This is a genomic window from Ruegeria sp. CDSC025 (assembly GCF_059610805.1).
Genome location: NZ_JBXWOJ010000015.1, coordinates 32,872 through 51,428 on the forward strand (window position 1 = coordinate 32,872; position 18,557 = coordinate 51,428).

21 protein-coding genes are annotated in these 18,557 nt (G+C 56.6%); 14 read left to right on the plus strand and 7 right to left on the minus strand.

The genetic code is table 11. From position 1 onward, the window contains the following. Positions 1–32: 32 nt before the first annotated feature. The 4 genes from ybeY to miaB form a co-directional block, all read right to left on the minus strand. A complete protein-coding gene (gene ybeY, locus AC2FH8_RS17550; protein ID WP_281973463.1) occupies positions 33–527 on the minus strand; it encodes an rRNA maturation RNase YbeY in 495 nt (164 codons plus the stop codon). A gap of 39 nt (positions 528–566) precedes the next feature. Then, on the minus strand, positions 567–1,589 hold the full coding sequence (locus AC2FH8_RS17555) for a PhoH family protein (protein WP_142639428.1): 1,023 nt from the start codon (positions 1,587–1,589) through the stop codon (positions 567–569). A gap of 142 nt (positions 1,590–1,731) precedes the next feature. Next, positions 1,732–2,496: an outer membrane protein gene (locus AC2FH8_RS17560; RefSeq protein ID WP_496690365.1), complete on the minus strand. Its 765-nt coding sequence runs from the start codon at positions 2,494–2,496 to the stop codon at positions 1,732–1,734. 182 nt (positions 2,497–2,678) lie between these two features. Continuing rightward, the gene (gene miaB / locus AC2FH8_RS17565; protein ID WP_496690366.1) at positions 2,679–3,998 is read right to left on the minus strand and encodes a tRNA (N6-isopentenyl adenosine(37)-C2)-methylthiotransferase MiaB; all 1,320 of its coding nucleotides are present in this window, start codon (positions 3,996–3,998) and stop codon (positions 2,679–2,681) included. Between the two features lie 121 nt (positions 3,999–4,119). Between miaB and AC2FH8_RS17570 the strand changes: the two genes are divergently transcribed. Continuing rightward, a complete protein-coding gene (locus AC2FH8_RS17570) occupies positions 4,120–4,983 on the plus strand; it encodes a glycosyltransferase family protein (RefSeq protein ID WP_271951621.1) in 864 nt (287 codons plus the stop codon). Between the two features lie 5 nt (positions 4,984–4,988). Here the strand turns inward: AC2FH8_RS17570 and AC2FH8_RS17575 are convergent, their stop codons facing one another. Then, complete coding sequence (locus AC2FH8_RS17575) at positions 4,989–5,786, minus strand: phytanoyl-CoA dioxygenase family protein (RefSeq protein WP_271951572.1); 798 nt, start codon at positions 5,784–5,786, stop codon at positions 4,989–4,991. Positions 5,787–5,872: 86 nt separating this feature from the next. Between AC2FH8_RS17575 and AC2FH8_RS17580 the strand changes: the two genes are divergently transcribed. After that, positions 5,873–6,763, plus strand: coding sequence for a LysR family transcriptional regulator (locus AC2FH8_RS17580; RefSeq protein ID WP_281995897.1), 891 nt, complete (start codon positions 5,873–5,875; stop codon positions 6,761–6,763). 2 nt (positions 6,764–6,765) lie between these two features. Here the strand turns inward: AC2FH8_RS17580 and irrA are convergent, their stop codons facing one another. Further along, a complete protein-coding gene (gene irrA / locus AC2FH8_RS17585) occupies positions 6,766–7,182 on the minus strand; it encodes an iron response transcriptional regulator IrrA (protein ID WP_142639421.1) in 417 nt (138 codons plus the stop codon). Between the two features lie 187 nt (positions 7,183–7,369). Here irrA and fabA point away from each other — a divergent pair, with 187 nt between their 5' ends. Genes fabA through AC2FH8_RS17605 form a run of 4 tightly spaced genes read left to right on the plus strand, consistent with a single transcriptional unit; the run spans position 7,370 to position 10,182 of the window. After that, positions 7,370–7,879 carry a bifunctional 3-hydroxydecanoyl-ACP dehydratase/trans-2-decenoyl-ACP isomerase gene (fabA, locus tag AC2FH8_RS17590; RefSeq protein ID WP_142639419.1) on the plus strand — a complete coding sequence of 170 codons (510 nt, stop codon included), beginning with the start codon at positions 7,370–7,372 and terminating at the stop codon, positions 7,877–7,879. Between the two features lie 31 nt (positions 7,880–7,910). Next, a complete protein-coding gene (gene fabB, locus AC2FH8_RS17595) occupies positions 7,911–9,140 on the plus strand; it encodes a beta-ketoacyl-ACP synthase I (RefSeq protein ID WP_281973459.1) in 1,230 nt (409 codons plus the stop codon). Positions 9,141–9,145: 5 nt separating this feature from the next. Beyond that, positions 9,146–9,937 (plus strand): enoyl-ACP reductase FabI, encoded by a 792-nt coding sequence (locus tag AC2FH8_RS17600; RefSeq protein WP_271951566.1) that lies wholly within the window; start codon positions 9,146–9,148, stop codon positions 9,935–9,937. 59 nt (positions 9,938–9,996) lie between these two features. Then, positions 9,997–10,182: a hypothetical protein gene (locus tag AC2FH8_RS17605; RefSeq protein WP_142639413.1), complete on the plus strand. Its 186-nt coding sequence runs from the start codon at positions 9,997–9,999 to the stop codon at positions 10,180–10,182. A 15-nt stretch (positions 10,183–10,197) separates the two neighbouring features. On the opposite strand, the gene AC2FH8_RS17610 is transcribed toward AC2FH8_RS17605, so the two are convergent. Continuing rightward, positions 10,198–10,626 (minus strand): FKBP-type peptidyl-prolyl cis-trans isomerase, encoded by a 429-nt coding sequence (locus AC2FH8_RS17610; protein WP_142639411.1) that lies wholly within the window; start codon positions 10,624–10,626, stop codon positions 10,198–10,200. 109 nt (positions 10,627–10,735) lie between these two features. On the opposite strand from AC2FH8_RS17610, the gene AC2FH8_RS17615 reads away from it, so the two are divergent. From AC2FH8_RS17615 to AC2FH8_RS17650, 8 genes are all read left to right on the plus strand, one after another. Beyond that, positions 10,736–11,422, plus strand: coding sequence for a haloacid dehalogenase type II (locus tag AC2FH8_RS17615; RefSeq protein ID WP_496690367.1), 687 nt, complete (start codon positions 10,736–10,738; stop codon positions 11,420–11,422). Beyond that, positions 11,422–12,249, plus strand: coding sequence for an alpha/beta fold hydrolase (locus AC2FH8_RS17620; protein ID WP_496690368.1), 828 nt, complete (start codon positions 11,422–11,424; stop codon positions 12,247–12,249). Before AC2FH8_RS17615 ends, AC2FH8_RS17620 begins: the two co-directional genes overlap by 1 nt. Then, a complete protein-coding gene (locus AC2FH8_RS17625; protein ID WP_281995901.1) occupies positions 12,246–13,220 on the plus strand; it encodes a threonine ammonia-lyase in 975 nt (324 codons plus the stop codon). The genes AC2FH8_RS17620 and AC2FH8_RS17625 overlap by 4 nt, the downstream gene beginning before the upstream one ends. Before the next feature lie 57 nt (positions 13,221–13,277). After that, the gene (pcaD, locus tag AC2FH8_RS17630) at positions 13,278–14,066 is read left to right on the plus strand and encodes a 3-oxoadipate enol-lactonase (protein ID WP_281973454.1); all 789 of its coding nucleotides are present in this window, start codon (positions 13,278–13,280) and stop codon (positions 14,064–14,066) included. A gap of 12 nt (positions 14,067–14,078) precedes the next feature. Further along, positions 14,079–14,804 (plus strand): alpha/beta fold hydrolase, encoded by a 726-nt coding sequence (locus tag AC2FH8_RS17635; RefSeq protein WP_496690369.1) that lies wholly within the window; start codon positions 14,079–14,081, stop codon positions 14,802–14,804. Positions 14,805–14,877: 73 nt separating this feature from the next. Then, the gene (locus AC2FH8_RS17640) at positions 14,878–16,077 is read left to right on the plus strand and encodes a TCR/Tet family MFS transporter (RefSeq protein ID WP_496690370.1); all 1,200 of its coding nucleotides are present in this window, start codon (positions 14,878–14,880) and stop codon (positions 16,075–16,077) included. 82 nt (positions 16,078–16,159) lie between these two features. After that, the gene (locus AC2FH8_RS17645) at positions 16,160–17,254 is read left to right on the plus strand and encodes a zinc-binding dehydrogenase (RefSeq protein ID WP_496690393.1); all 1,095 of its coding nucleotides are present in this window, start codon (positions 16,160–16,162) and stop codon (positions 17,252–17,254) included. A 24-nt stretch (positions 17,255–17,278) separates the two neighbouring features. Beyond that, positions 17,279–18,511 carry a mandelate racemase/muconate lactonizing enzyme family protein gene (locus AC2FH8_RS17650; RefSeq protein WP_496690371.1) on the plus strand — a complete coding sequence of 411 codons (1,233 nt, stop codon included), beginning with the start codon at positions 17,279–17,281 and terminating at the stop codon, positions 18,509–18,511. Positions 18,512–18,557 lie beyond the last annotated feature (46 nt).

The window sequence follows — 18,557 nt, forward strand, 5'->3', positions numbered from 1 at the left end:
CCATTTCCAAATGATAAGCCGAAAGGCTCGCTCTAAGCATTATATGGGTCATCAATACCCAGTTTGCCAAGTATCTCCACCTCAACACCCTCCATCAGCGTGGCGTCGAGATCACGAATGTGATCATAACCCAGCAAATGCAACAGGCCGTGAACGATCAGATGTGTGACATGATCATCCATGTTTTTCCCTGCCTCTGCCGCCTCGCGAGCACAAGTATCATAAGAAATCGCAATATCGCCCAGAGCAATTTCCCCTGAGAAATCGGGTTCAGGGAGTATCGGAGTCTGCCCGGCGGAGTCCGCAGCCAAATCTTCGGCTGGCCAGCTAAGCACATTGGTCGGTGACGCCTTTTCGCGGAATTCCGTGTTCAACTGGGCGATCCGTGCATCGTCGCATCCCAGCAGGCTAACCTCACACAAGTCCGCATCAAGATCGCAATGATCCAAAACCACCCTTGCGGCGCGCTCTGCCAAAAATTCGAGCCCGTCCCAGCGCGGGTCTTCAACCGATAGTTCCAGGTTCATGCCACCATGTCCAAAATCCCGATACCGGGACCCAGAAGATCAACCCGTTTCACGGCCCGTATCGGCCTCATACGCCTCGATGATCGCGGCGACAAGTGGGTGCCGAACAACATCCTTGGAGGTGAAATAGTTGAAGCTGATATTTGGTATCGTGCTCAACAGCCGTTCTGCATCCGCCAATCCCGACTGAACCCCGCGCGGCAGGTCAACCTGTGACCGGTCGCCTGTTATGACCATGCGGCTGCCTTCGCCCAAACGGGTCAGGAACATTTTCATCTGCATGGTCGTGGCGTTCTGCGCCTCATCCAGCACAACGAAGGCGTTCGCGAGCGTACGACCACGCATGAACGCCAGAGGTGCAATCTCGATGCGCTTTTCCTCGATCAGCTTGGCCAGTTGTTTCCCGGGCAAAAAATCATTCAGCGCATCATAGAGCGGCTGCATATAGGGATCGACCTTGTCCTTCATGTCGCCAGGTAGATATCCTAGCTTTTCGCCCGCTTCGACGGCGGGACGACTGAGGATGATGCGGTCGACATGCCCGCCGATAAACATCGATACGCCAACGGCCACGGCCAGATAGGTCTTACCTGTGCCCGCCGGACCTATGCCAAAGGCCAGCTCATTGTTGAACAAGGACTGAACATAGACCTTCTGGGCGTCAGTACGCGGCTCGACCAGCTTTTTGCGAGTTTTGATCTCAACCGAACCACCCTTGAACATCTCAAGCTGATCGCCATCTCGGCTGCCGGTTCCTGTCTCCGACCCGCCCATGCGAAGTTCGCGGTCTACATCCGCTGCTTCTACGTCACGACCACCTTCCAGGCGGGTATACAGCGCTTGCAGAACTTCGATCGCCTGTTTTTGGGATTCGTCGTCACCCATGACAACCAGTTGGTTGCCACGGCGCACGATCTGCACGGTCAGCTTCTGTTCGATTTCGGTCAGGTTGCGGTCATATTCGCCGCAAAGATCTATCAATAACCGATTGTCTGGAAATTCAACAAACGCTTCCCGCTGGGGCGTTTCATTTTGCGGTGGGTTCAGGGCACCAATGGCCAATCCGCTCTCCTGTCTGGGCGTTTCACCCCAAGCGTAGACAACATTTCTTGGTGGGCGCAAGCCAGAGATTCAAATTTTCCGTACAGAATGGTAAAACCGCCGATCAAGTTGGAGGCACCGCGAACGTTCCATACAGGCAAACCTAGAACTGATAGTTCAGGCCAAACCGCAAACCACGGTAACGGGGCGTCGATTTGGTCGTAAACCCGTTGTCAAATTCGACGGTTTCAGAATCGAACCGGACGTATTCATATTCCCCAGTGATCGACCAGTTCTCATTCAATTTGTGCTCGGCGCCAATGCTGGCCGAGAACCCTTTTCGACTGTCTTTATCCTGAAAGGACTGGGTTGTTGCCCCGGATGTAATCGAACTGGTCGTGGTTATATCGCCATGCACGTAACCAACGGAAATAAAGTATAACACTCTGCCACTTGGGTTTGTCAGACCGTTCCGGAAGCGAATTGAGATGACATCCGAAATCTCTGAACCGCCATTGACGACTGAGGTTCCGATCTGCGTCGACACTTCATCGTCCAGAGATCCGAAATCATAGCCCAACTCGACCCCATAGACGTAGTCACGCCCGCCTTTTGCGGGCAGAAGACCGCGCCAACCGCCCCGAATACCACCGTAACTGCCGGTGAGGTCCAATTCGCCGACAGCAAACGTATCTGTAGGCGTCGTCAGGCCAAAGCGGTCCGAGCCGCTGGTCGAATAGCCGGCTGTCAAGCCCAGATAGAAGGCGCTAACATCGCTGCCATAACGTGCTGACGATATTACCGGCGGTTCAGATAAATCCGGATCCAGATTCCCTGCGGCAGCGGAATTGAGTACCAGAAACAACGCGGCCATTGCGGGAAGGGCAACCCTGATATTAGACCCTGCACTAAATCTCAAAAGTTTCACTCGCACCCTCCGTCATCCCGATCCGACACCAGGATCAGCACTGATATGCCGTTTCAGGAGGCGTTAGCCTAGGCCCCGAAAAAACCTGACTTTTCTCGGAACATAATTCCAAGTGATAAATCAAGGGTAAATCTTGGAAACAAATACCAGCGATGGTATCCGCATCACAGATAAAGGACGGGTCAGAGCAACTGCCCCGCCAGAGAATTCGCACCTGATCCGATGATCAAAACGTCCCGCAACGCGCCGATTTCCACATCCGCATCAGAGACGTGAACCGAATGAAGATATTCAGATTTTCCCACCATCTGTCCCGGCAACCGGCCGGTTTTTTCGAACAGAACGCGGACTTTGCGTCCAACCATGGCATCCTGAATTTCGCGCTGATGACGCGTGATCAATCCCTGCAGCCGCTGTAGGCGGTCATCCGCCACCCCAGGATCAACCTGAGACCGCTCGGCTGCGGGCGTTCCCGGGCGCGTCGAATACTTGAACGAATAGGCATAGCCGTATTTGACTTGCTCGACCAAATCCATGGTGGCCTGAAAATCTTCGTCGGTTTCTTCAGGGAACCCAACGATGAAATCACCAGACATGACAATATCCGGACGCGCAGCGCGGATACGCTCGATCAGACGCAAATAGCTTTCGGCTGTGTGACTGCGGTTCATCCGCTTCAGAATGCGATCCGAACCCGACTGGACCGGTAAATGAAGATAGGGCATCAGTTTTTCGCAGGTGCCGTGCGCCTCGATCAGGTCGTCGGCCATGTCATTCGGGTGCGACGTGGTAAAGCGGATGCGCTCTAGCCCGTCGACCTTGTTCAACTCCCAGATCAGTCCCGCCAGCGTCATGTCGCCGTTCGGTCCAGCACCGTGATAGGCGTTGACGTTCTGACCCAGCAGAGTGATCTCGCGCACGCCACGTTCGACCAGATCCTGTGCCTCGCGGACGATACGGTCCACCGGACGGCTAACCTCGGCGCCACGGGTATAGGGCACCACGCAGAAGGCGCAGAATTTATCGCAGCCTTCCTGAACCGTCAGAAAAGCGGTGGGGCCACGTTTGGCTTTGGGACGATTCTTGAGTTTTTCGAACTTGTCTTCTTCGGGGAAATCCGTGTCCAGTGCCTTGGCGCCTTCGCGCGTCTTGGCTTCCATCTCAGGCAGACGGTGATAGCTTTGCGGGCCAACCACCAGATCGACCAGGGGCTGACGGCGCATGATTTCTTCGCCCTCGGCCTGCGCGACGCAGCCTGCGACCCCGATCTTGAGATCGGGTTTTTCGGCTTTCAACCCTTTGAAACGCCCCAGCTCGGAATAGACCTTTTCGGCTGCTTTTTCCCGGATGTGACAGGTGTTCAGCAGAATCATATCCGCGTCATCCGGGCTCTGGGTTTCGACATAGCCCTGCCCCCCCAGGGTCTCGGCCATACGCTCGCTGTCATAGACGTTCATCTGGCAACCATAGGTCTTGATGTACAGCTTTTTGGGTTCTGACATGGGGTTGGGCCTTTGCGTTCGCGGGATCGGCGTCATCTATACCCAACGAACGCCGCTTGCAATGCCAGCGCGATTACCCGATTTTGGCCGAAAACTCCAGATGGACGGGGCCGGACAGGCAATGCAGTACGACAGTCTCACTTCTTTCCTTCAATCCGGCAAGGCCGCGTTGGCCAAAGGTCCGGTTGCGATGATCTTCGCCGAAGACGATGTCGAGATCGACGGTACCATCCGGCACCATCTGAACCTTGGCTTCAAGTCACTGATCGTGTTCATGCCCGAAGCCTTTACGCTGGATCCTGAACTGACCGAGCGTATCCACAGAGTGACACTGACCTGCGCACCAAGAACCGTCGTCTTTGACACGGTTAATCAGGTCATCCAGGCCGCTCCTGACCTTTGGATGTATTACTGCTATAACGCTGAATACCTGTTCTTCCCCTTCTGCGAAACGCGCACGATTGGCGAGTTGCTGGCCTTTCACACCGAAGAACGCCGAAACGCCATGCTAACCCATGTGATCGACCTGTATGCTGATGACTTGGGCGCCTTTCCAAACGGGGTTGCCCCTGACCAAGCCATGCTGGACAGCACCGGGTATTACGCACATGCCCGACACAACGCTGAAGGACACCCGCTGGAAAGACAGCTGGACATATCCGGCGGATTGCGCTGGCGGTTCGAAGATCACATCCCCTATGAACGCCGCCGCATCGACAGAATCGGGTTGTTCAAATCGCGAAATGATCTGTTGTTACTGCCCGACCACACGTTCAATGAGCCCGAGTACAACACCTATTCCTGCCCCTGGCACCACAATCTGACGGCGGCGATCTGCTCCTTCCGCGCAGCCAAGGCGCTTAAAAGCAACGCGGGGTCGACCTTCGACATCCCCAGTTTCCGCTGGCGCAACTCGGCTCGGTTCCAGTGGTCATCTCAGCAGCTGTTGGAACTGGGGCTCATCGAATCGGGGCAGTGGTTCTAGGCAGCTCAGCGTCGCAGCAGAACCGGGAACCAATCTTCCCGCAAACGCTGCCCGGGCTGCATGTCGTGGCCCGGAAACGGAGGCGAAGTGCGCCCCGGACGTTCCACATATCGCGCATCCTCCCCAACCAACCGCAAGGAAAAAGCACGGCGGCGGCTGTCAGACTGGTTTCCACGCGCGCCATGCAGCGTACGGTAGTTGAAGGCAACCGCGTCACCGGGTTCCATCTCGAATTCAACCACCCTCATACCTTCGGCATCGGGGTCGGGAATGGGGATGTACTGGCCTTCATCCGCGAAAAACCCTTCTTCCGAGACCCAACGCGTGGGCAGAACCTCTTTCTCCCATCTATGTGAACCTGCCACACAACGAAGGGTGGCCTGTGTCACCGGGTCCAATGGCGACCAGAAACTGATCGTCTGACTGCCCTCGACGAAATAGTATGGCCCATCCTGGTGCCACGGCGTTGCCATCGACGTGCCTGGTTCTTTCACCAGAACATGGTCATGGAACATTTGTACGGTTTGCGACTGCATCAGATCCGCTGCGACCTCGGCTGCCGGTGAATTGTGGATCACGTTCTGGAACTGTTCGATACGCGACCAGTTGCAGTAATCATCAAAGAACAGACCGGTTTCGCCCTGTTTTTGGTTGTCAGACGCATATGGTCCGGGTTCAGCCATATTGGCCGCGATGCCGTCACGCAGCGTATCCACGTAGTCGGCGAACAAACCTTTGATCAGAACCACGCCGTCCTGTTGGTATGTGTCAATCATCTCTTGCGTAACCAGGGGGTGTGCCATCTGCGCCTCCGTTCGAATTTAACCTGAATTTGCTCATGAAATTTTCATCTATTCAAATAATATCTTTGAAATGTATAGTTAACCTTATGTTATACGTTACCCTACGCCAATATGAATATGTCTGCGCCATCGGACGGCATGGCAGCCTGTCTGCTGCAGCGTTGCATCTAAATGTTTCGCAGCCAGCCCTGTCGAATGCGCTAACCCGGGTCGAAGACCAGTTGGGCTATCCGCTGTTTATCCGAAAGCGCGGAGCGGCTATGGCGCTGACACCGCAGGGACGCAGCTTTATTGAAAACGCCGAGGCCCTGCTGACACGTGCCGCACGTTTGGAAAATTCTGGAACAGACGGGACCGCAACCACGCGCCTGCGTCTGGGCTGTTTCGACGACCTCGCGCCTTTCCTGCTGGCAAAGGCTTTGCATAGCCTGCGACAGAACATGCCCGAAGTTGATATCACATATCGCGTAGACGAATTTCAGGGCCTGATTTCCGGCCTCGTCAATGGTGAGATCGACCTTGCCTTGACTTATGGCCTGACACTGGATGCGGCCTTTTCCACGACCACCTTGTTCACCAATCGACCAATCGCGGTTATGACAAAAGGCCACCCCTTGGCCAATCGGGCGCAGGTATCATTGCAGGATGTAGTGGCCTACCCCCTGATCCTATCGAACGAGGGACTATCTGCGCAGCATTTCCTGAGTCTCTTCCGTCAACTTGGGCAGAACCCCAATGTCGCACATCGGGCCGCGTCGCCCGAGATCCAACGCAGCCTCGCGGCGCATGGCGAAGGCGTTGCCATCAGCTATGCCAACATTCCTGCCAAGACCAGCTATGACGGGATGCCGTTGGTCAGCATACCTGTGTCAGATGAAATCGCAGCAGAACCCGTTGTTGTGGCACGGCATGGAACAGGCCCTTTGGATCCGCATAGCGAAAAGGCACAGCACATCCTGACCGGACTGATGACGTAAGTTTACTTTTTACGCAGACGGATCACAACGTCGACTGACGCGATCTCAACCCCTTCAGGCGCGTCGGGCAGTCGCTGGATGACCAGCTGTTCGGACGGAGCATCGCTGAGCCGGCCCTCATCTTCCCAATAGAAATGCGGATGATCATGCGTGTTGGTGTCGAAATAGCTTTTCGATCCGTCAACGGTAATTTCTTGCAGAACCCCGGCATCGCAAAAGGCGCGCAACGTGTTGTAAACCGTCGCCAGAGAAACAGCATCTCCGTTCTGTTTGGCCGATTCAAACAGGCTTTCGGCGGTGACGTGGCGATGGCGGCCATCACCGACCAGCAGCTCTGCCAAAGCTACGCGCTGACGCGTCGGACGCAATCCGGCGTGAACCAACCAACCTGTGGCTATGCTCTGGCAATCTGCTGTCATCAGTCCAATACCAATTTGTTGCTGAGGTATATATAAGTGCTGTAGTCAGGTAATTTCAAATGAATTTCATTCGCAGAGAATAATGTAAACACAACATGATGTAGGCCACTGCTCTTGCAGGACCTTGCATACGGGTGCTAGACGAGACCAAATTAGATGGAAAGACCCCTGGCAGGAGAGGCGCAGAATGGCCCAATTCCCAAGCAGCTTTGACAAGGACGATCTGCTGAAATGCGCCCGCGGCGAACTATTCGGCCCCGGGAACGCACAGTTGCCCGCCCCGCCGATGTTGATGATGGATCGGATCACCGAGATTTCGGCCGATGGTGGCGCCCATGGCAAAGGTCATATTCTCGCTGAATTCGACATTACGCCCGACCTTTGGTTCTTTGATTGCCATTTCCCCGGCAACCCGATCATGCCCGGCTGCTTGGGCCTGGACGGTTTGTGGCAGCTGACCGGATTCAACCTGGGCTGGCGCGGCTGGCAAGGGCGCGGCATGGCCGTTGGAGTGGGCGAGGTCAAGCTGACAGGTATGGTACGCCCGGACCGCAAGATGCTGACCTATAAAATCGACTTCAAGAAAGCAATCCAGACCCGCCGCCTGACTATGGGTGTCGCAGATGGTATCGTCGAAGCCGACGGTGAGATGATTTACGATGTCAAGGACATGAAAGTAGTTCTGTCCGAAGCCTGAGCCTGACCGGCCCCAAATAAGGAGCACGCACATGCGTCGAGTAGTTGTCACCGGCTTGGGAGTTGTCTCTTCCATCGGGAACAATGCCGAAGAGGTTCTGACCTCACTCAAGGCCGGCAAGTCCGGCATCGTGGCCAATGACCAGATGGTCGAACATGGCTTTCGCAGCCAGATCGCCGGGTCGCTCAAAATCGACGTTAGCGAACATGTGGACAAGCGCACCCTGCGCTTTATGGGTCCCGGAGCGGCCTATGCGCATATCGCGATGAGCCAGGCGATTGCCGATTCAGGATTGACCGAAGACCAGGTTGCCAACCCACGTACCGGCCTTGTCGCCGGATCGGGCGGACCGTCGACCAGCGCCATGCTGACTGCGCATCAGACCGTTCTGAAAAACGGCGCGACCAAGCGGATCGGCCCGTTTGCAGTTCCTAAATGCATGTGCTCAACCATTTCGGCCAACCTTGCGACCGCCTTCAAGATCAAGGGCATCAATTACTCGATCACTTCGGCCTGTTCGACCTCGTTGCATTGCATCGGCAATGCCGCAGAGCAGATCATGATGGGCAAACAAGATATAATGTTCGCGGGCGGCGGGGAAGAGCTGGACTGGACCTTGTCCTGTCTGTTCGATGCAATGGGTGCCATGTCGTCGAAATACAACGATACGCCCGAAAAAGCTTCTCGTGCATTCGACCAAGACCGCGACGGGTTCGTGATATCCGGCGGAGGCGGTATTGTCGTGCTGGAAGATCTGGAACACGCATTGGCACGCGGCGCCAAAATCTATGCTGAAGTTACGGGTTTTGCAGCAACCTCCGACGGTCACGACATGGTAGCCCCCTCTGGCGAAGGTGGCGAACGCGCCATGCGTCTGGCGCTGGACACCCTGCCCGAAGGCCGCAAGGTCGACTACATCAATGCCCATGGCACCTCGACCCCGGTCGGAGATGTCGGCGAAGTCGAAGCTGTGCGCCGTATTTTTGGCGAGGGAAGCGTGCCGCCGATTTCCTCGACCAAGTCGATGACAGGTCACGCACAAGGTGCGGCTGGCGCGCTGGAGGCTATTTTCTGCCTTTTGATGCTGGAACATGATTTTATAACGCCGTCGATCAACGTCGACACGCTTGCCGAGGGCATCCAGCCCGGAGAAATTGCAACTCAGCTAGTTGAAAATGCAGGTTTGGACAGCGTCATGACCAACAGCTTCGGCTTTGGTGGGACGAACGGGTCCATGGTTCTTTCAAAGTATAACGGGTGAATGGAATGTCAGATCTAATGAAAGGCAAACGCGGCCTCGTTATGGGCGTGGCGAATGACCGTTCGATCGCATGGGGCATCGCAAAGGCCATGCACGAAGCGGGCGCCGAATTGGCATTCACCTATCAGGGCGAGGCATTCGGAAAGCGGCTGGAACCGCTGGCGCAGAGCCTTGGCAGCGATTTCATGGTCGATGCGGACGTCACTGATGACGAGTCGCTGGATCGTGCCTTTGACGAGTTGGCCCAGCGCTGGCCGACCATTGATTTTGTGGTCCACGCCATCGCCTATTCCGATAAGTCCGAACTAACCGGCCGGTTCCTGGACACCAGCCGGGCGAATTTCAAGAATTCGATGGATATTTCGGCCTATTCGCTGATCGAAGTGGCCCGCCGCGCCTATCCGATGATGAAAGAAAACGGCGGCACGATCCTGACGCTGACCTATCAGGGGTCTAACCGGGTTGTGCCCAACTACAACGTAATGGGTGTGGCCAAAGCTGCGCTGGAATCAGCGACCCGTTATCTGGCCAACGATCTTGGACCTGACGGAATCCGGGTGAACGCAATCTCTCCGGGTCCGATGAAAACACTGGCCGGGGCGGCCATCGGCGGGGCCCGCAAGACCTTCAAGTTCTGCGACCAGAACGCTCCGATGCGCAGCAATGCCACGCTTGAGGCTGTCGGCGGCACCGCGGTTTATCTGGCTTCGGATGCGGGGGCTTGCACCTCGGGCGAAGTTATTCGTGTTGATGGTGGCTTCCACGTTCTGGGAATGCCTCAACCGGACCATATGTGACCATTTCTTTCCCTGTCAGTGCCAAGATTTGACCATCTTTCGCAGGCAGGGATAGTTGCATGAACAAAGCAGAGCAAATCATCGCCAGCAGCAAGCGGGTTTCCCGCCGAAAACCGGGTTTTCTGGGGTTTAGAGGCCGCGTCGCCTTGATGACCCTAACAATGCTGCTGATGCTGTTTGTATTCTTCACTCAGCCGCATGTACGCGAGATCTTTGCATCATGGACCAGCCTGTTTTCAGGCTGATCAAGATCACGAAACTCAATTCACCGAAACCACTTCGATTTCGAAAATCAGGTCCCTTCCGGCCAGAGGATGGTTCGCGTCCAGCGTGACGGTCACCTCGTCAGCCTCGACAACAGTTACCGGCAATGCGTGCCCTTCGGGCGTTTGCATCTGCAACTGGGTGCCGGGTTCAAGCGGGATGTCGTCCGGAATACCTTCGCGTGGTATGCTCTGACGCATTTCGGGATTGATCGGCCCATAAGCATCAACGCAGGCGATCTCGACACGTTTTTTGTCCCCGGCCACCAGACCAGGCATTGCACTGTCCAATCCGGGAATAATCTGCCCGGACCCCACCTCGAATTCCAGTGGATCGCGCCCTTGTGAACTGTCAAAGACATTCCCGTCCTGCAACGTACCGGTATAGTGGATGCGAACTGTGTCGCCCTGTTTTATCGCTGTCATTTTGGCCTCCGGCCGATAAAAAATTGAGCGGTCAAACCTAGGCAATGAAGCAACATTGTAAACCCTTAGCACTTTTGCAAACCTGCACCGAATGAACGGAGGGGAATTGATGCCGATCACAACCTGCATTTTTGATGCATACGGCACGTTGTTCGATGTGGCCGCAGCCGCAAGGCAAGCTGCATCAGAACCCGGCTTTGAGGCGTTACAGCAGAAATGGCCGGATCTGGCCAATCACTGGCGCCTGAAACAGTTGCAATACACCTGGCTGCGTGCGGTGACCGATGCACATGCAGATTTCTGGGACGTCACCCAAGACGGTCTGGATTGGGCACTAGAGGCAACGGGGCTGGACCAGCACCCGGCCCTACGCCAGCGCCTGCTTGATCTCTACTGGGAATTGCAGGCATATCCCGAGGTTCCCGAAATGCTGGCCACCCTTAAGGCCGGCGGGATGCAGACTGCGATCTTGTCGAACGGATCACCGCCGATGCTGGATGGTGCGGTTCAATCCGCAGGGATAAGCGGCGTTCTCGATGATGTTCTGTCGGTCGAAAGCGTCGGCGTCTTCAAACCGCATGCCAAGGTTTATGATCTGGTCGCACAGAGGTTCGGCTGCGAGCGCGACGAAGTCTTGTTCGTCAGCTCAAATGGCTGGGACGCGGCGGGGGCCAGTGGCTATGGTTTCGTCACTGCCTGGGTCAACCGTGCGAACGAACCAATGGATCGGTTGCCATGGCAGCCAACGCATGTACTGTCCGACCTGACATCCATTCCGGAACTTGCAGGATTCTGATGCCCTTTTTTTCGACCAACGACGGCAAACGCCTCTATTTCGAAGACACCGGCAGCGGCAGGCCGGTCCTGTGTTTGGCTGGCCTTACCCGAAACAGCCGGGATTTCTCATTTCTTGCCCCGCACATGACCGATTGGCGGATGATCGCGATGGATTATCGCGGGCGCGGGCAATCCGAGCATGACTCGGATCACGGGAACTATAGCCTGTTACGCGAATCTCAAGACGTGATCGATCTGCTGGATCATCTTGACCTGGATCAGGTGACCGTGATTGGGACCTCACGTGGAGGCCTGATCGCGATGACCTTGGCCACCACCCACCCAAAGCGGCTGGCGGCTGTTGTGCTCAATGATGTTGGTCCGGTCTTTAACCCATCGGGCATCGCCAAAATAATGGAATATGTCGGCAAACAACCGGTCTCGAAAACCTATGACGAGGCCGCGCACGCGCTTCAGCACATGATGGGCCCGCAGTTTCCAGGGATTTCGCTGGAAAGATGGCGGCAGATGGCTGAATTTCAAAATCAGGAAACGACAGAGGGTTTGACCCTGCGCTATGATCCGGCCCTGCGCACAGCGCTGCTGGAACAGGCCGCAGCCGGGGCAATCCCGGATATGTGGATATTCTTCGAGGCCCTGCACGACATCCCAACGGGTGTCATTCGCGGTGAAAATTCCGATCTTCTGAGCGCGCAGACATTGGCCGAGATGCAGAACCGGCATCCGGGGTTGATCTCGGCTACCGTGCCCGATCGCGGACACGTGCCGTTTCTGGACGAACCTCAATCATTGGGCGTTATTCGCGAAGTACTGGACGCGGCATGAGCACACTTGAAATGATCGAAGCCGCAGCCCTGCGTCTGCAAGGGCACGTCAGAGAAACACCAATCCTGACCTCTCCGTTTTTGGATGAAATCGCGGGTCGCCGCGTGTTGGTAAAACCGGAATGCCTGCAGCACACCGGCAGTTTCAAGTTTCGCGGGGCGTGGTCGGCCATTTCGGGCCTCAGTGAAGCAGACCGAAAGAAAGGTGTGATCGCCTATTCCTCGGGCAATCATGCTCAGGGCGTGGCTTATGCCGCCGCACGGCATGGTATTTCGGCTGTTATCATCATGCCCTCGGATGCCCCAAAGCTCAAAATCGACAACACGCGCGCTCTGGGGGCCGAGGTGGTTCTGTACGACCGCTCCAATGAAAGCCGCGAAGAAATCGGGGAGGCCGTGGCGGCCAAGCGTGGCCTGACCCTGATCCGCCCCTATGATGAACCGCTTGTGATAGCCGGGCAAGGCACAACCGGGTTGGAAATCGCGCGCCAGGCGGCTGTGCTGGGCGTCGAACAGGCTGATGTGCTGGTCTGTTGCGGCGGCGGGGGGTTGACCTCGGGTATTGCGCTTGCGCTCGAGGGGCACGCACCCGGTCTGCGCGCCCGCCCCTGCGAGCCCGAAGGGTTTGACGACGTCAAACGCTCGTTGGCACTGGGACGAATAAAGAACAACGCGGCCACATCTGGCAATATCTGCGACGCCATTCTGACCCCGCAACCCGGCGACATCACCTTTCCGATCCTGCAACGGCTGTGCGGTCCCGGCCTGTCTGTGACCGAAGAAGAGTCGATGCGCGCCATGGCTTTGGCCTTTCTGCGCCTGAAGATCGTGCTGGAACCGGGCGGTGCGGTTTCCCTGGCCGCAGCGTTGTTTCGCAGGTCCGAAATTCAAGGAGACGCCGTTATCATTGTCGCATCGGGTGGCAATGCGGACCCGGACGTCTTTGCCAAAGCTATGGAGTTCCTGACCTGACAACCGCCGTCGGTTCCGGCAGCGTGTCAGTTCAGCATGCAAAGACAAAGGATTTTTATGCAGATAGCTGACCTTGGGGATGTACAGCTTCATTACCGGATCGACGGCGCCCCACAAGGCGCGCCGATCGTATTCGCGAACTCGCTGGGCACCGATCTGCGCCTGTGGGATGCGATGCTGCCATACCTGCCTGATGGGCTGCGAGTCATTCGATACGACAAACGCGGGCATGGCCTGTCCTCGGCGCCTCAGGCGCCCTATTCGATGGGGGCGCTGATCCGCGATGCCGAAGGCCTTCTGGATCACCTAAAGGTCCGAGATTGCGTTTTTGTCGGTCTGTCCATCGGCGGGATGATCGCGCAGGGTCTGGCCGTCAAACGCCTGGATTTGATTCGCGGGCTGGTTCTATCAAATACAGCGGCCAAAATAGCCACCCCGGCGATTTGGGCGGACCGTATGGAAGCCGTCCGGATCGGCGGCATCGAAATGCTAGCCGACGCAACTATGGAGCGCTGGTTCTCGCGGGCATTCCACGCGTCGCCCCAGCACCTGCTATGGCGCAACATGATGGTGCGGCAACCTGTTGAAGGCTATCTGGGATGTTGCGCCGCCATTTCCGGAACCGATTTTTACACGCCAACAAGTGGCCTGCGTTTGCCGACTTTGGGCATTGCGGGCAGTGAGGATGGCTCTACCCCGCCGGATCTAGTAAAAGAAACCATTGATCTTATTCCCGGTGCCCGTTTCGAATTGATACGCAAAGCGGGCCATCTGCCCTGCGTCGAACAACCCATTGAATACGCGGCCCTACTAAAAGACTTTTTGACTGGCATCGGTCATATCTGAAGGAGCATTGCTTTGGCGGATTTTCTGTTGGTCCATGGCTCATGCCATGGTGCCTGGTGTTGGAGAGACTTGATCCCAGCACTTGAAACACGCGGCCATTCGGTCCGCGCAATTGATATGCCCAGCCACGGATCTGACCCGACGTCGATCGACCAGGTGACCCTGGACAGTTGCCGGAACGCCGTTCTGGCTGCGAGCAGATCGGATACGATCATCGTCGGCCATTCTTGGGGGGGATACCCCATTAGTGCCGCCGCCGAATTGAGACCGGATGCGATGCGCGGACTTGTTTTCCTGTCCGCCTACGTCCCCGAGAACGGATTGTCGATGGTCGAGATGCGCCGGAAATCACCGCGGCAAACAATAGTTGATGCCGTCGAAAAATCGACTGACGGGCTGTCCTATACGGTCAAACCCGATAGCGTGAAGGCCTTGTTTTACCACGACTGCCCGGAAGAGGTCCTGCTTTATGCGCTGGCTCGGCTTTGCCCGCAGGCCATTGCACCTCAGGAGGCACGGCTTACCCTGACAGCACATTTTCAGGATATGCCCAAAGCATATATCCGAACACTCGACGACTATACCATCCCGCCTGAATACCAGCACATCATGAGCCTCAGCATGCCCGAGGGAATGCGCCATTCCATCCAAAGCTCTCATTCGCCATTCTTTTCGCACCCTGAAAAACTGGCCGATCTATTGGACGACATCGCGCAGGGCTTTGATACTCTTGACTGATCTGCGAAATCTTGCGGCTTTCCTCTGAACCTGACCCCCGATAGGGTGCCCGAAACTTTCTTTGTCGGTACCCATGCGCTTACCTTTCCTGTTTGTTCTTGCCACTGTCATGATTGATGCAATGGGGATTGGCCTTGTGCTGCCCATTATGCCCGAGCTCATTATTGATGTTCAGGGTGGTACGCTGGCCAGCGCGGCGATCTGGGGCGGCGTCCTAAGCACCGCTTTTGCAGCGATGCAATTTATCTTCGGACCGATCCTAGGCAACCTGTCTGACGCTTTCGGGCGCAGGGGTGTATTGTTGGTATCGCTGTTTGTCATGTCGCTGGACTATGTGGTCATGGCGCTTGCTGGCAGTATCTGGCTATTACTTGCCGGCCGGATCGTCGGCGGGATCACAGCCGCAACTCATTCCACCGCCGCGGCGTTCATGGCGGATGTGTCGAAACCCCACGAAAAAGCTGCGAATTTCGGCCTGTTAGGGGCGGCATTCGGGGTTGGCTTTGTCCTGGGTCCGGTCATCGGCGGATTGCTGAGCGAATATGGAACCCGTGCGCCCTTCTGGGCTGCCGCAGCGCTTTCGGCCATAACATTCGGCGTCGGTTTGATGGTGATGCCTGAAACGGTGACCGATAAGAACCGGCGCCCGTTCAGCCTGCGCCGCGCTAACCCCGTGAATTCATTGCGTGCCATCGCGGCGCTGCCGGGGATCCGTCCGATGTTGTGGGTCTATTTCCTCTATTCAGTCTCAATCTATGTCTATCCAGCCATTTGGGCCTATTTCACCGCCGAGCGTTTTGGATGGTCACCCCAGATGATTGGTGTGTCGCTGGGTCTTTACGGAATTGGAATGGCCGCGGTTCAAGGCGGATTGATACGCCCCGCCACACGTTATCTCGGCGAACGCGTAACAATCCTTCTCGGGATGGTGTTCGAGATTGTCAGCTTTCTGCTTCTGGCTTTTCTGACTAATGGAATAATCGCGCTGATGCTGATCCCGATCACGGCTATCGGCGCAGTCGCAACCCCGGCAATCCAGGCTCTGGCCTCGCGCGCAACACCAGATTCGCAACAAGGAGAGCTTCAGGGCGTGCTTACTTCACTGCACGCGCTTTCCATGGTGATTTCCCCTCTGGTCATGAGCAGCGTATTTGCCTGGTTCGCAAAGCCCGGCACCGCCATCTATTTTCCCGGCGCGCCGTTTCTTCTGGCCATGTGCCTTATGATTGTCGGCCTTATCCTCTTTTACAGATCTCGCCCCATTTCTGCATAACAACGACATGACGATGACGGTTTCGGCCTTGCAGGACATTCCGAACCGCGCCACCGTGATTCAAACCGAATACGAGGACAACATGCAATCCATCAAGGCGGCCGTATGTCGGGCATTCGACAAACCCCTGGTCATAGAAGACGTGCTGATCGCCCCGCCCGCCGCCGGCGAAGTCGAGGTCACCCTGGATGCAGTTGCGATCTGCCATTCCGACATTTCTTTCGCCAGCGGCGCCTGGAGTGGATTCCTGCCCGCTGTTTATGGCCATGAGGCAGCGGGTGTGATCACCGCAACGGGCGGCATGACCGAAGGGTTCGAGGTTGGCGATTCCGTCGTGGTGACGCTTATCCGTGCATGCGGTTCCTGCCCCTCCTGCGCGGGTGGCAAGCCAACCTTATGTGAAACACCCCACGACACTGTAAAAGGTCCGTTGCGCACCGCTGACGGGGGCCCGCTGGAGCAAGCAATGGCGTGCGGGGCTTTTGCCGAAAAAGTCGTGGTCAGCCACCGGCAGATCGTGAGAATTCCCGAGGCCCTGCCAAAGGATGTGGCCAGTCTGCTGTCTTGCGGGGTAATCACCGGTGTGGGCGCTGCCGTGAATGCCGCCGGTCTGCGCCCGGGTCAGGATGTCGTCGTGATCGGGGCCGGAGGCGTTGGCCTGAACGCCATACAAGGCGCACGGATTGCGGGTGCCCGGCGTATCGTTGCGGTCGACATGACCGAGGACAAACTGGCCATTGCAAAGGAATTTGGTGCAACCCACGGCGTTCTGGCCACTTTGGACGCACCATGGAAGGCAGCTTACCGCGCACTTGGCGGTCGAGGGGCCGATGCCGTGCTGATCACAGTCGGTGCAATCCCGGCCTATGACCAGGCCGTTCGCTATCTTGGCCGAGGCGGTAAGGCCATCATGATCGGGATGCCCCATTCCGGCGACATGGCAAGCTATGAACCTGTTGTCCTGGCCGCACTTGGTCAGGGGCTGATCGGGTCAAAGATGGGGGATGTGGTGATCCAACGTGATATTCCCTGGATGATCGACCTGTATGAACAGGGGCGGCTGAGGCTGGATGAACTGATCTCGGGCCGCTGGTCCTTGTCGCAAATCAACGAGGCGATTGCGGATACCAAAACCGGATCGGCCAAACGAAACGTCATCATGTTTGACAGGGCCTAAGCAGCCCCGGCTGGAGTATATCCTATGAAACTGCAGGATCTCGATATCATTGTCACGGCCCCCCCTGCTCCGGGTTGGGGTGGCCGGTACTGGATACTGGTAAAGGTTACCACCGACACAGGCGTCACCGGTTGGGGCGAATGCTATGCTTCATCCATTGGACCTGAAGCTATGTGTCATGTAATCCGGGATGTCTTTGAACGGCATATGCTCGGCGAGAACCCCGAGAACATCGAGCTTATGTTCCGCCGCGTCTATTCCAGCGGTTTTACCCAGCGCCCCGACCTGACCGTAATGGGTGCGTTTTCAGGGCTAGAAATCGCGTGTTGGGACATTCTGGGTAAAGATCGCGACCGTCCGGTTTATGCGCTTTTGGGTGGGCTGGTTAATCAACGCATCCGGGCCTACACCTACCTTTACCCCCTGCCCCGGCATGACCTGGCCGACTTTTGGACTTCGCCCGACCAGGCCGCGGAATGTGCAGCTGAAATGGTGAGCCGCGGCTTCACGGCAGTAAAATTTGATCCCGCTGGTCCCTACACGATCCGTGGCGGGCATATGCCTGCTATGTCCGACATCTCGATGTCAGTTGCCTTTTGCAAAGCGATCCGTGAAGCGGTCGGCGACAGGGCCGACCTGTTGTTTGGCACCCACGGTCAGTTCAACACCGCAGGCGCAATCCGGCTGGGTCAGGCGCTGGAACCCTATTCACCGCTTTGGTTCGAAGAACCTACCCCACCTGACATGATCGAAGACATGGCCCGCGTCGCTCGCAACGTGCGAATACCCGTGGCAACCGGGGAACGCATGACCACCAAAGCCGAATTCGGTGCAGTTTTGCGCGCAGGTGCAGCAGAAATCCTGCAACCCGCCCTTGGGCGTGCAGGTGGGATATGGGAGATGAAGAAAGTCGCAGCCATGGCCGAGATATTCAACGCCCAAATGGCTCCGCATCTCTATGCTGGTCCAGTTGAATGGGCCGCCAACATCCATCTGGCAGCCTCAATCCCAAATCTGCTGCTGCTGGAATCCATTGATACGCCGTATCACGACGCTTTGATCAAAGGTTCACTGCGCGTTGAAAATGGCTTTGTCGTGGCACCGAATGCGCCAGGGTTGGGGATCGAAGTGGACGAAGATCTGGCCCGCTCACACCCCTATACCGGCGATGGGTTGCACCTTCAGATGCAGGAAGAACCTTGCGACTATGCCAACGGCAACGCCTTTCAGGGCGGTGCCCCTGCTGCAAAGGGGTGACAAGTACTGAAATTCTGAGTCATATTGCGCCAAAGCCAAGTTTGGA